At 40.0% G+C, this 13,264-nt stretch carries 11 protein-coding genes and 1 pseudogene; 8 read left to right on the top strand and 4 right to left on the bottom strand.

All coding sequences use genetic code 11. From position 1 onward, the window contains the following. Window positions 1-153 precede the first annotated feature (153 nt). Complete coding sequence (locus tag H4J73_RS05945; protein WP_182181311.1) at window positions 154-945, bottom strand: slipin family protein; 792 nt, start codon at window positions 943-945, stop codon at window positions 154-156. After that, complete coding sequence (locus tag H4J73_RS05940) at window positions 929-2,326, bottom strand: nodulation protein NfeD (RefSeq protein WP_182181310.1); 1,398 nt, start codon at window positions 2,324-2,326, stop codon at window positions 929-931. The genes H4J73_RS05945 and H4J73_RS05940 overlap by 17 nt, the downstream gene beginning before the upstream one ends. Window positions 2,327-2,653: 327 nt before the next feature. Between H4J73_RS05940 and H4J73_RS05935 the strand changes: the two are divergent. From H4J73_RS05935 to ppsA, 8 genes and pseudogenes are all read left to right on the top strand, one after another. Beyond that, window positions 2,654-3,091: pseudogene (locus H4J73_RS05935) on the top strand (Na/Pi symporter); the annotation flags it as partial. 152 nt (window positions 3,092-3,243) lie between these two features. Next, window positions 3,244-3,405 carry a hypothetical protein gene (locus tag H4J73_RS05930; protein WP_182181308.1) on the top strand — a complete coding sequence of 54 codons (162 nt, stop codon included), beginning with the start codon at window positions 3,244-3,246 and terminating at the stop codon, window positions 3,403-3,405. A 257-nt stretch (window positions 3,406-3,662) separates the two neighbouring features. Then, the gene (acsA, locus tag H4J73_RS05925; RefSeq protein WP_182181307.1) at window positions 3,663-5,408 is read left to right on the top strand and encodes an acetate--CoA ligase; all 1,746 of its coding nucleotides are present in this window, start codon (window positions 3,663-3,665) and stop codon (window positions 5,406-5,408) included. After that, a complete protein-coding gene (pdhA, locus tag H4J73_RS05920; protein ID WP_182181306.1) occupies window positions 5,405-6,418 on the top strand; it encodes a pyruvate dehydrogenase (acetyl-transferring) E1 component subunit alpha in 1,014 nt (337 codons plus the stop codon). The genes acsA and pdhA overlap by 4 nt, the downstream gene beginning before the upstream one ends. Beyond that, window positions 6,415-7,398 (top strand): alpha-ketoacid dehydrogenase subunit beta, encoded by a 984-nt coding sequence (locus H4J73_RS05915; protein WP_182181305.1) that lies wholly within the window; start codon window positions 6,415-6,417, stop codon window positions 7,396-7,398. Before pdhA ends, H4J73_RS05915 begins: the two co-directional genes overlap by 4 nt. Beyond that, window positions 7,398-8,666, top strand: a complete 1,269-nt coding sequence (locus H4J73_RS05910) for a dihydrolipoamide acetyltransferase family protein (protein WP_259366736.1) — start codon at window positions 7,398-7,400, stop codon at window positions 8,664-8,666. Before H4J73_RS05915 ends, H4J73_RS05910 begins: the two co-directional genes overlap by 1 nt. Beyond that, window positions 8,663-8,935, top strand: a complete 273-nt coding sequence (locus H4J73_RS05905) for an acyl carrier protein (protein ID WP_182181304.1) — start codon at window positions 8,663-8,665, stop codon at window positions 8,933-8,935. Before H4J73_RS05910 ends, H4J73_RS05905 begins: the two co-directional genes overlap by 4 nt. A 43-nt stretch (window positions 8,936-8,978) precedes the next feature. Continuing rightward, entirely contained in the window at window positions 8,979-11,429 is a 2,451-nt protein-coding gene (gene ppsA, locus H4J73_RS05900; RefSeq protein WP_182181303.1) for a phosphoenolpyruvate synthase, read from the top strand. Here the strand turns inward: ppsA and H4J73_RS05895 are convergent. Together H4J73_RS05895 and H4J73_RS05890 are read right to left on the bottom strand one after the other, a co-directional pair. Beyond that, window positions 11,412-12,251, bottom strand: coding sequence for an FAD-binding oxidoreductase (locus H4J73_RS05895; protein ID WP_182223770.1), 840 nt, complete (start codon window positions 12,249-12,251; stop codon window positions 11,412-11,414). The two genes, ppsA and H4J73_RS05895, sit on opposite strands and share 18 nt — an antisense overlap. Continuing rightward, window positions 12,244-13,263, bottom strand: coding sequence for a 4Fe-4S dicluster domain-containing protein (locus H4J73_RS05890; protein ID WP_182223769.1), 1,020 nt, complete (start codon window positions 13,261-13,263; stop codon window positions 12,244-12,246). Before H4J73_RS05890 ends, H4J73_RS05895 begins: the two co-directional genes overlap by 8 nt. Window position 13,264 lies beyond the last annotated feature (1 nt).

Genomic DNA, 13,264 nt, shown 5'->3' with positions numbered 1-13,264 from the left:
TCATTCGTTGTTTTAATCAAAGACTGAGTTGTCTTCAAGTTCAATACTTTAACCCTATCTAGCAATATAGGCTTTTTTTATGTATTCATCTTAATTACGATTTTGGTTGCTAATTATTCCTAATCGTTTTGCGATCTTTCTAAGATTGATCTTTTAATAGTTTTCAGTGTTTTTACCTTTTATATTTTTTTCTAATAAGCCATTTATCAACTCCATTGGCAAAGGAAAAAGAATGGTGGAATTTTTTTCGCCTGCAATTTCGGTTAACGTTTGTAAATAGCGCAACATAATAGCATTTGGTTGTTCTGATAGTTTACTGGCTGCTTCTGTTAACTTTCCTGATGCTTCCAGTTCTCCTAAGGCATGAATCACTTTTGCACGACGTGTTCGTTCTGCTTCCGCTTGTTGGGCAATTGCTCGGATCATGCTTTCATTTAAATCAACGTGTTTAATTTCAACATTTGAAACTTTAATGCCCCAACCATCAGTTCTCTCATCTAGAATGGTTTGAATGTCGGTATTCAACATATCTCTATTAGCGAGCATTTCATCGAGTTCATGTTGCCCTAAAACAGATCTTAGCGTGGTTTGTGCTAGTTGTGAGGTTGCTTGCAAAAAGTCTTCAACATTAATAATAGCTTTTTGTGGATCTATCACTCGAAAATAAATAACGGCATTGACCTTTACCGAAACATTATCACGACTAATTACATCTTGGCTGGGAACATCCATAACTACGGTACGTAAGTCCACCTTCACCATTTGCTGAATTAAAGGAATAACAATAATGAAGCCAGGACCTTTTACTTTATAAAAGCGGCCAAGTAAAAAAATAACGCCGCGTTCATACTCTCTTAAAATTCGAAAGGCGCTTAGCAGTATGGCGATAAATAAAAATATTATCGACGTTGAAAATATCTCAATATTATTAAGTATGGGAGGCATTAGTTTGCTCCTTATCGGTAACTAATGTGGCAGTTGAGGCTAGATTTAGTTTTAACCCCTTGATAGATAGGACTTTAACTTTTTGACCTTTTTTTACTGGCTGTAAAGAATAAGCAGCCCAACGCTCACCATTGAATATAACGTAGCCGTTTTCAGTGAAGTCTTCATCAACAGCTACCCAAGCATTAATGAATTCTTCTTGGCCACTAACGACTTTATTTTTTCTTGCCCGCCAAATAAAACCTAAAGCGAAAACAATAAAAAATGTAGAGGTAAATGCAATTCCATATATTAGTGGCAATGACACTTTGAAATGGTCTAGATCGGTATTAAATAAAAAGATTGAACCTATAACAAAAGCAGCAACACCGCCTATGCCAAAAACACCAAAGCTGGGCACTAAAGACTCTGCGATCAATAATACTATGCCTAAAATAACTAAACCCGCGCCAACATAATTTACTGGTAGTAATTGAAAAGCATATAGAGCGACAAATAATGAAATGCCACCAATCACTCCAGCAACACCTATACCAGGGCTGTAAAACTCTAGCATTAAGCCGTAAATACCTATTAGCATTAGAATATAGGCAATATTAGGATCGGTAATGGTGGCAAGAAATTGGCTACGCCAATCGGGCCTTTTGGTGGTTAGGTTTACATTAGTGAGATCTAATTGAATAACTTGTTGGTTTATTGATACTTCCTTACCGTTTAGTTGCTCCATTAGCGCTTGTGGCGTTTCGGCGATTATATCAATAACCTTGGTTTTTAACGCTTCACTTGCCGTTAAAGTGGCGGCATCGCTTACCGATTTTTCTGCCCACTCGGCATTGCGATTACGTAATTGAGCTAAGGAACGAATATAGGCAATAGCATCATTAAGCACTTTTTTTTCCATAGAAGTAGTCTTATTTTTTTCAGATTTACCTTTGGGCTCTGACACTATGGGCGAAGCAATATTTACCGGAGTTGCTGCGCCAAGCGTAGTCGCCGAAGCCATTGCTGCAATGTGGCAAGCATAAAGGATATAAGTGCCAGCGCTTGCTGCGCGAGCTCCTTGCGGATATACCAAGCAAGCTATTGGCACGGTTGAACCGAGTATACTTTTATTAATGTCACGTAAACTGGCACTTAAACCGCCGGGAGTATCTAAAGTAATTAATATCAGTGGCGTATTAGTATTAGCGTTAGCTAGAGATATTTCCCTAACTAGATAATCACTTATCGCCGGTCCTATAGCACCTTTTATGTTAAGTAAGGGCACTTCGGTATAACTAGCTTGCTTTGCCATTTGTGTGGGGATACTTTGCATTGACTGTGCGTTTAGGGTCAAAAATGCACAACTCAGTAATAAAAGCATATCAGCCAATCTGTACATGACAAGTCCTCATATTTTTATTCCTATCGTTAGGACAATATGATCAGTGTAGTTAGATCATCTGAATCTACTAAATGTCTAATGTTGTAATTATCTTAAATTAAAGGAAAAATCGTTTTTACCTGACATAAGTCAGGGGCAAGGTTAAAGATAAACTTTTAAATGCAGTGAGAACGGTATTAATGAAGGGGCTTATATTAATCATTTAACCATCTTATTTCAGGTGCTTGGTGGGCTTGGTATTTTTTTATTAGGCATGATTGTGATGACTGGAACATTACACGAACTTGCAGGAGGCATTATTTGTAATTCACTAAAAAACTCACTAAAAGCCCATTTTCTGCTGCTTTGACAGGCGTTACTTGTACAGCGATATTGCAGTCATCAAGTGCGTTAACGGTAGCTGCTGTTGGTTTTGTTGGTGCTGGCTTAATGACGTTTTCACCGTCATTAGGTATTATTTTTGGTGCCAATGCAGGAACCACTATTACAGATTGGTTAGTGGTTCTATTAGGCTTTAAATTAAAGCTAGGTACCGTTATTTTACCGGTTGTTTTTATTGGCGCTATTCTTAAATTGTTCGTTAAAGAGCGCATTGCCTCCATCGGCTTTGCATTAGCAGGATTGGGTTTGATTTTTGTTGGCATAAGCATGATGCAAGAGCGAATGAGTGGCTTAGAGCACATTATTATCCCTGATCAATTCCCTGCTGATACATTGATTGGGCGATTGAAACTGATGCTTATGTCGATTTTATTCATTTAGACAAAGCAAATAATCCTCAGTGGCAACAGCTAGTAGCAGCTATTGATATTTTAGATCATTTACAGCGTTTGCATGAGTGCTTTGATGAGGAAGAGTATTGTGCTTTTGCCGTAAAAGATAATGACGATTTAGTGGTATATGTAAAGCAATTTATGACCATTGTTAGACATATTACTGACAATATAGATCAACAACATTGGCATCAAAATGCTCAACTAGCGAGTAAAGCTTACGAAAAATTATTGGCCCAATTAAACCCGCTGAGAAATAACGCAATGAGTAATATTACCACAGGCAATGTCACTGTGTCGTAAGCAAAAAAAGAGGTAGAAGCAATACGCTGGCTTAAGCGAGTCAGTTATCATGTTTGTCGAATAACCCATCACTTAAACCTATTTCATTGCGCTAATAAAGGTTAAGCGGTGAAGGTTTTAGAAGGCATTAATAACTAACTGATTTAGATCATTGAAAAGCATAGGAGGAATTTGTACAAATACTATACCTAAGTTTATATCTAACTTGTTTGAGAAGTATATGGGCTGTTCATTAAACAAAACTGCAAATATAAAGTATGCATAAAAAAATAATTAATAAATATACTAGTGATAATCAAGTAAGTAATTTACCTGATTATCAACAATGCTATCAACACTTTAATTGGCCTAGTATAACGCCGCAACTCAATATTGCGTATCAAGCTGTTGATAGCCATTTAAACACCCCAAATGAAAACAAAATAGCCTTGCGTTGGCTTGGTAAGCAAAATCAATGTGTTGATTTTACCTATCGCGATTTAGCTGAACAAACCAGCCGTTTTGCTAGTGTGTTAAATACACTTGGCCTTGAACCGTGCAGTCGCGTTTTCAGCTTAGCAGGTCGATTACCTTTATTATATATTGCAGCCTTAGGTACCTTAAAAGCCGGTTGTGTTTTCACTCCCTTATTTTCAGATTTTGGTCCTGAACCTATTCGTTCTCGCATGGAAATAGGTGAAGCCAATGTCCTCGTTACCACCATGAGTTTGTATCGAAAAAAAGTCGCTAAATGGTGGCAAGAATTGCCTCACTTAAAGGCTATTTTATTAATTGACGGAGTAGGTGTCCTTGATGATGGTTGCTATGCGGTAACTAAATTAATGGAAAATGCCAACGCGGGTTTACCTTGTGTAAAAACATCGCCAGATGATATGGCTTTATTGCACTTTACCAGCGGTACTACAGGGAAACCTAAAGGGGTTGTTCATGTTCATCATGCCGTCGTGGCACATAAATCTTCTGCTTATTATGCGCTTGATATACATGCAACCGACATTTATTGGTGTACGGCTGATCCGGGTTGGGTCACCGGTACTACTTACGGCATTATTGCGCCTTTATGTCTTGGTGCCACCATGATTGTTGATGAGGCTGAATTTGACGTAGAGCGTTGGTATCAAATACTTGAGCAACAGCAAGTCAATGTTTGGTATAGCGCGCCAACCGCTATTCGACTGTTAATGAAAGCAGGTTGTGAGATACGAGCGCAATATGATTTATCACACCTGCGTTTTATCGCTAGTGTCGGTGAGCCACTTAATCCTGAAGCTGTTGTGTGGAGTGAACGTGTTCTCGGTTTGCCTTTTCATGATAATTGGTGGCAAACAGAAACGGGAGCAATAATGATTGCCAACTATGCCAGCATGCCAATTAAACCCGGCGCTATGGGCTTGCCATTACCTGGTATTGAGGCAGGAATTGTTAAGCGAACTAATAAAGAAAGTGAGCAAGTGACTCTCGAAGTACTCAGTGAAGCAAATCAAATTGGCGAATTAGCATTAAAACAAGGCTGGCCATCAATGTTTCGTGGCTATCTACACCAAAATGAAAAATACCAACATTGTTTCACACAAGGCTGGTATCTCAGCGGTGATTTAGCTTATAGAGATGAACAAGGTTACTACTGGTTTGTAGGCCGCGCTGACGATTTAATTAAATCATCGGGTCACTTAATAGGTCCTTTTGAAGTAGAAAGTGCCTTGATGGAACATGAAGATGTGATTGAGGTAGGCGTTATTGGCATACCGGATGACATCGCTGGAGAGGTTGTTAAGGCTTACGTTACCTTAAAATCAGGCGTAATCCCAAGTGAGCAATTACAAAAGCAGCTTAAAGGCTTTGCCCGTAAAAAACTTGGCGCAGCGGTTGCCCCAAAAGAAATAGTATTTCGACAAAACTTACCCAAAACTCGCAGCGGCAAAATAATGCGTCGTTTACTTAAAGCACGAGAACTGGGCTTGCCACTAGGCGACATATCAACTTTAGAGAGTGATGAGCAATGAAGCATAAATTACACCTTGATCGAACGTATTTACTTGCGCAGCTCAAAAAAATGTTACGCATTCGACACTTTGAAGAAAAATGTGCCGAGCTTTATGCGCAAGAAAAAATCCGTGGTTTTTTGCATTTATACATTGGTGAAGAAGCCATTGCGGTTGGTGTAATGTCAACCCTTTGCGCTAAAGATAATATTGTTGCCACTTATCGAGAGCATGGTCATGCATTGGCGCGTGGCTTATCAATGAAGTCTATTTTAGCCGAAATGTATGGTCGTACTAATGGCTGTAGCCGAGGGCGCGGCGGCTCTATGCACCTATTTGATAAAAGCCAGCATTTTTACGGTGGTAATGCCATTGTTGGTGGTGGTTTACCTTTAGCAGTAGGCCTGGCTATGGCAAATAAAAAACAAGAGCAACAAGCGCTAACCGTGTGTTTTTTTGGTGAAGGTGCTGTTGCTGAAGGGGAGTTTCATGAGGCAATGAACCTAGCCGTGTTATGGCAATTACCGGTGCTATTCATTTGTGAAAATAATCGCTATGCCATGGGAACAGCGTTGGCACTGTCTGAATCTGAAACCAATATTGCTAAAAAAGCCAGTAGCTATGGAATGACCGCAGTGCAGGTTGATGGCATGAATGTTGTTGATATTGAAGCGGCAAGTAGCAAAGCGGTTGATCAAATCAGAGAAACTAATAAGCCGTATTTTTTAGAGTGTCAAAGTTATCGATTTCGTGGACATTCAAGCTTTGATGGACAGTTATACCGAGATAAGGCTGAAGTGAAGTTATGGCAAGAACAAGGTCCGGTGATCCGTTTAATTACTTGGTTAAAAGATAATAACCGTCTAGAAGATAAAGAAATTAGCAGCATTGAAGCTGAAATAAAGGATGAAATACAAGCAGCGATTACGTTTGCAGAACAAGGCGAATGGGAGCCGATATCGGATCTAACTAAAGATGTTTATAGCCCAGCTGTATCATCGACTAATACAAGCCAAGGAGAGCAATCATGAGCGAGCAAGTGTTGACTTATCGCGAAGCTTTGCGAGCGGGTATTGAGCAGGCGCTTATTGATGATGACCGCGTATTTTTGATGGGTGAAGATGTCGGTTGTTATGGCGGCTGTTATGGTGTTAGTAAAGGATTACTTGAACGATATGGTGAGCATAAAATTATTGATACACCTTTATGTGAATCGGGTTTTGTTGGTGTAGGCGTAGGCGCTGCATTGGGTGGCATGCGCCCAATTATTGAAGTGATGACGGTTAATTTTAGCTTATTGGCGATGGATCAAATTGTTAATAGTGCAGCAACACTGCGCCATATGTCAGGAGGACAGGTAAATGTGCCATTGGTTATTCGCATGGCATGTGGCGCAGGTCTACAACTTGCCGCACAACACTCCCATAGTTGGGAAAATTTTTATGCGCATATTCCTGGTTTAAAAGTGTTAAGTCCGGCAACGCATACTGATGCAAAGCATATGTTAATTCAAGCATTAGCGGATCCCGATCCTGTGGTGATTTTTGAGCATGTCATGTTGTTAAATACGCGTGGAGACGTTTTAGAAAACAGTGAAGTAAGCATGGAAAAAGCGTTAGTTCGACAGCAAGGAACCGATGTTAGTTTGATCACCTATGGAGGCAGTTTACATAAAGCATTATCTGCAGCTAAACAACTTAAAAAATTAAATATTAGCGCTGAAGTGTTAGACCTACGCTGTTTACGGCCTCTTGATACAAAGGCTATTGTTGCCAGTGTCACCAAAACACATCGTGCGATTATCATTGATGAAGCTTGGCTTACGGGCAGTTTGGCAGGAGAGATTAGTGCAATTATTATGGAACAAGCTTTTTGGCATTTAGATGCACCAGTTAAACGGCTTTGTACGGTAGAAGTTCCTATTCCTTATCCTAGCCACCTTGAGCAAGCAGCATTACCTCAAGTTGAACAAATCGTGACAGCGGCTCAAAATATTATGGTAGCGCGATAATGACATCGACACCAAGTGATAAAGTTAAAAGCAGCGTGGCAGAGCTTGAAGATATAACAATGCCTTCACTGGGCGCTGATATGACCGAAGGTACGTTAACTCAGTGGTTAGTCAAAGAAGGCGATAAAGTTAATAGTGGTGACATTATTGCCGTACTAGAAACACAAAAGGGAGCTATCGACATGGAGGTGTATTCTAGCGGTACTATCACAGAAATATTAGTTGAACCTGTTATAGAAGTACCTGTTGGTACTATATTGGCACGCATTGCTTTAGCAGAACCATCGAATAAAATAGTTAAGTCAGTAGTACCTGCAGTGGACAAAGTAAATGAAACATCTGTTCCGGTTGTTGAAACGTCTCCCGTTAATAAGCAAGTTAACGTACTTGATGTCAAAATCAGTGATGTTAAAGCATCGCCTATTGCTCGACGTTTGGCAAAAGAGCAACAGATAAATTTAACTGGCATTATAGGAAACGGTCCGCAAGGGGCTATTTTGTTAAATGACCTAACGCCTTTATTAACAGATAAAAAACAGCTAAACAGTAAGAAACTTAAGTTTGCGGGTACTACAGAACAAAATATGCGCAATGCTATCGCAGTAGCAATGACTAAATCAAAACAGGAAATCCCACACTTTTATTTAAGCGTAGAAGTCGATATCACGAGTGCGCAACAATGGTTACAACAACAAAATCAAACAAGCCCACCAGAAGACCATGTGATCTTACTGGCATTATTATTAAAAGCGTTGGCGAACTCCTTGGTTAAATATCCCAAGCTCAACGGTTTCTACCAAAAGGACATATCTCAAAGTGATTTACCTCAAGGCGATCACTTTGAACAAGTCAGTGCCATTCATATAGGTAATGTCATTAGTTTACGCCAAGGTGGTTTAGTGGTGCCAGCGATACATGATGTTGATAAATTATCAATAACTGAGCTTATGCAAGGTCTGCGAGATATTACCGAACGTAGTCGAAGCGGACACTTACGCAGCTCAGAATTAATGGATGCCACCGTTACAGTGACGAATATGGGGGAGCGTGGAGCAGACAGTGTTTTTGGTATCATTTATCCACCACAAGTGGCTATTTTAGGCTTTGGTAAAGTGAGAGACATAGTCAAAGTTGTTAATGATGATATGGTGATAGCACAAGTATTAACGTTAAGTTTGAGCGCTGATCATCGAGTAATTGATGGCATGTTAGCCGCTAAGTTTCTTAACTATTTGGCTAAAAAATTACAAAAACCGGAATGCTTATGAGCAGCACATATACTCAACAAAATATTCAACAAATTATTATTGAAGCTATTCAAGAGGCAGCGCCTGAAATTGAACAAGAGGATATTAATATGGATGAAGATATTCGTGAAGAATGTGATTTAGATTCCATGGATTTTATCAATTATTTAATCGCTTTAAAAAAATCTACGGGTGTCAGTATTGCTGAGGGTGATTACTCCCAAGTGAATACCTTTAACAAAATGCTTAACTATTTATCTGCACAGCTTTCCAAAAATCCTCAAGCCTAACCGTTAAGATAAAAGCATAAATCAAAAAATAAGGAAGAGCATCATGATCAATAACGCTAATATTTCTACTCATATTAATAGTCCTTACCTCTATTGGTTTGATGAGTTAACCATTGCCGATGTCGCTAAAGTAGGCGGTAAAAATGCGAGCCTAGGGGAAATGATCACGGCTATGTCGAAAAGTGGCATTGCGGTGCCTACAGGTTTTGCCACTAGCGCCCAATTATTTCGTGACTTTTTAAGTCAAAACAACCTTGATGAACTTATTAAGCAACACTTACAATCATATATTGCCGGTGCTAAAAGTTTAGCATTAACGGGGAAAGCTATTAGGGCATTGATCAGCCAAGGAGATTTCACAGCAACGCAACAAGAAGAAATTTGTAGCGCCTATAAAGAGCTTTCAAAGCGGATTTCTAAAGAAAATTCTCAAGAAAAAGAACAAGACAATATCAGTGTCGCGGTTAGAAGCTCAGCCACCGCTGAAGATTTGCCTGAAGCGAGTTTTGCCGGTCAGCAAGAAAGCTATTTAAATGTTACTGGTGAAGACAATTTGCTTGAAGCTTGTCGTCAATGCTTTGCTTCACTTTATACTGATAGAGCAATCGTTTACCGCCAAGAGCAAGGCTTTGACCATCAACAATTGGCGCTTTGTGTTGGTGTTCAACAAATGCTTAACGCTCATTGTGCCGGAGTGATGTTTAGTCTTGACACTGAAACAGGTTTTCCTGATGTTGTCGTGATAAATGGCGCCTGGGGGTTGGGTGAAACCATTGTTAAGGGCACAGTAACACCCGATAGTTTTATGGTTTATAAGCCTTTACTTAACCAAGAACACTTGCGACCTATTATTGAAAAAAACTGTGGTAACAAACGTCAAAAAATGCTGTTTTCCTCATCACTAGAACAGCCAACTATTACCCTTGATACGAGTGAGGATGAGAGAGCGACACTCGTTCTTAAGGACCATGAAATTCTAATTCTTGCTCGCTGGGCAGTCAAAATAGAGCAACACTATGGCTGTGCTATGGATATGGAATGGGCGAAAGACTCTGTTAGCCAGCAACTTTATATCGTTCAGGCGAGGCCTGAAACAGTAGAGTCGCAAAAGGTGGGCTCAGTCTTAGTAAATTATCAGCTAAAAGAAGAGTCAACAGTGCTTGTTCAAGGGGCAAGTGTCGGCAGCGCTATTGCTACAGGGAACGTATTTAAAATAGATAGCCCTAAAGATATCGATAAATTTCCAGATGGGGCGGTTCTAGTGACGCAAAAAACGGATCCTGATTGGGTGCCAATTATGCGTAGAGCGGCAGGAATTATAACGGATAGTGGCGGTCCAACCAGTCATGCGGCCATTGTAAGTCGCGAGTTAAAAGTAGCCGCTATTGTCGGTTGTGAAAATGCCACACAGTTATTGCAAAATGAGCAAGAGGTGACGTTAAGTTGTGCACAGGGTTCAATAGGAAAAGTGTATCAAGGCAAATTAGCTTTTGAAGAACATGCGGTTAATTTAGCTGATATACCAACAACTAAAACAGATATTATGATCAATGCGGCCATGCCTGATGGTATTTTTCAGTGGTGGTCATTACCCGTTGCGGGCATTGGTTTAACGCGTATTGAATTCATTATTTCTAGCCAAATTTGTTTACATCCCATGGCGTTGATACAGCCTGAAAAAATAAGCGATAACAAGGTGCGCGCTAAAATAGACCAATTAACCCAAGGGTATCAAAATCCTCCTGATTATTTTATTGATAAACTTGCTTTAGGTGTTGGTAAAATCGCAGCGTCGCAATATCCTAAACCTGTGATTGTGCGTATGTCAGATTTTAAATCAAATGAATACCGAGGTTTATTAGCGGGTGAATTTTTTGAAATTGAAGAAGAAAACCCTATGTTAGGGCTACGTGGTGCCTCTCGTTATTATCATCCGCTTTATCGAGATGCTTTCAAACTAGAGTGCAAAGCCATTATCAAAGCTCGTCAAGAGATGGGCTTTGATAATATTATTGTTATGATCCCCTTTTGTCGAACGCCCAGTGAAGCTGACCAAGTATTAGCGGTAATGGCAGAGGCAGGACTCACTCGTGGTCTTAATGGTTTGCAGGTTTACGTTATGTGTGAAATCCCATCAAATATTATTTTAGCTGAGCAGTTTGCCCAACGTTTTGATGGATTTTCTATTGGCAGTAATGATTTGACGCAATTAGTGTTGGGTATAGACAGAGACTCCATCGAATTAAAACCCTTATTTGATGCGAGAAATGAGGCGGTAAAAATCATGATTGCGCAAATGATCCAAGTGGCTCATCAGCACCATTGTAAAGTAGGGATCTGTGGGCAAGCGCCATCTGATCATCCTGAATTTGCCGAATTTTTGGTGGAAGCTGGTATCGATTCAATTTCCTTAAACCCAGACTCTGTTGTTAAAGCAAGTATTCATATCGCTAAGGCTGAACAAAAGCAATTATCCCTAAACGAGGGATTGTAATTCTTGCCAACTAAACGTAGGACCCTTTTTGCAAACATAGTGTTCATGTAAATAGCAATGACCACATAGCCCAACGGCGCAATGCATACGTCTTTCAATGGCGAGAAAAATAGCATCGTTGGTCATTCCCTTATTAACTAACTGTTTTGCAGCGCGGTACATCATTATTTCGGGGCCGCAAAGGAGTGCTGTTGCTGGTGGCTTGGTAAAGGCAGACATTGCTGTATCTATTATATCCAGTGGTGTCCCTTGGCTTTCATTTTCGGCTAAGGTGTATTGATCTTTTATTTCATTTAAGGTGTTATAAATTTTAATATGCGCTTGCCAACGTTCACGTTCAGGAGACAATAATTGCGCTCGCTTGCTTTGTGCCCCATAAACTAAGACGACTCGTTGATCATCTGCTAGATTATCAATCAAACCATTAATTAAATTGACTAAAGGTGCTAAGCCGCAACCACCAGCAATAATAATAATATTTTTGCCAATAATTTCCTCTAACGGCCACCCATGTCCAAAAGGACCACGAGCACCAAGAATTTCACCTTTGGGCAGGGTAAATAAAGTATGGGTAAGTTTACCCATTTGACGAATTAAAGCACGAAACTCTCCTTGTTCATTAGGAGGCTCAGTAAAAGTAAAAGCGGCTTCACCAATACTGGGGACATTGAGCATAAAAAACTGTCCAGGTTGGGCACTTTGCCAGTCGTACGTTGTTGCCTGGCTAGTTATGTTGCGCAAGCGAAATTGATAATGACGAGCCTTTTCACCATCATCAATATAATCCACTAATTCAATTGCATCTGGAGTATGATTAAGCATCGCTATTAATCCTTTTCATTACGCTATGTATGCCAATAACACCAGGGCAAGTTTGCTCGCAGCGGCCACATCCTACACAGCCATGGCGGTTAAATTCAGTGAAAAACTCATTGCCAAATTTATGGTGCCAAAATCGTTGAACTCTTTTACCAGCATCGCTTGAAGGGTTGTGAAAACTGGCTTCTCGTTGAAAACCTTCATAAAGGCAAGAGTCCCAAAAGCGTTGCTGTTTTATCACTTTTTTCTGCTCCGATTCAACAGTAATACTGCGAGTGCTATAACAAGAACAAGTAGGACATAAGGTGGTACACCCCGAACAGCCAAGGCATTGCACCGCCAGTTGCTGCCAAAATGAATCCTTAATTTCGCCGCTATTAAGCTTGTCTATCGCTTGAGTAATATAAGTGTTGTCGGGAAAGTCTTGTTCACATTGATGTAAGACAAGATCGCGTTGAGTTAATAAATGCCAGTGTGCGACGCTAAGTGCTAAGCCTTTAACTGCTTCACTACCTTTATCACTCGTCGTGATCACTAACCATTGTTGGTTTTCTAAAGGATGTAAAATAATGTCAGCACTCTGCTCTCTAACCCCTGGGCCCGCATCTACCGTTGGACAAAATCCTTGCTGACATGGCCTTACGCAATCAAGTCCTACGAGTAAACAGTGTTGACGCCTTGCTTGATAATAAGGGTCGTCTTTAAAGAATTTATCTTGGTAACTGATGGCAGTAAGGTCACAGCTTAGTGCACCAAACAATACAAAAGGGGCAGGTTTTGGTAGCGTTTCTTGAAAATATTCACCATTAAAAATCAGTAAGTTTTCATGTTCAGCAAAGAAAAAATCTTTAGCTGAGCTTTGGGGCAGCTTGGCAATAAGGGGGGCATTACCTTCTTTAGTTTGCTGTTGCCAAGAACACTGCCCATTGTCATCTTCGATGACTTGATAAAGTTGATGTTGAATGAGTAAATGTTGCTGAAGCAAGTCCAAATTATCTAGCAGATAAATTTCCATA

This window comes from Colwellia sp. MB3u-41, from assembly GCF_014076845.1.
Lineage (GTDB): Bacteria > Pseudomonadota > Gammaproteobacteria > Enterobacterales > Alteromonadaceae > Colwellia_A.
Note: the sequence above shows the minus strand (reverse complement) of the source record. Positions and strands in the feature narration are given on the sequence as shown.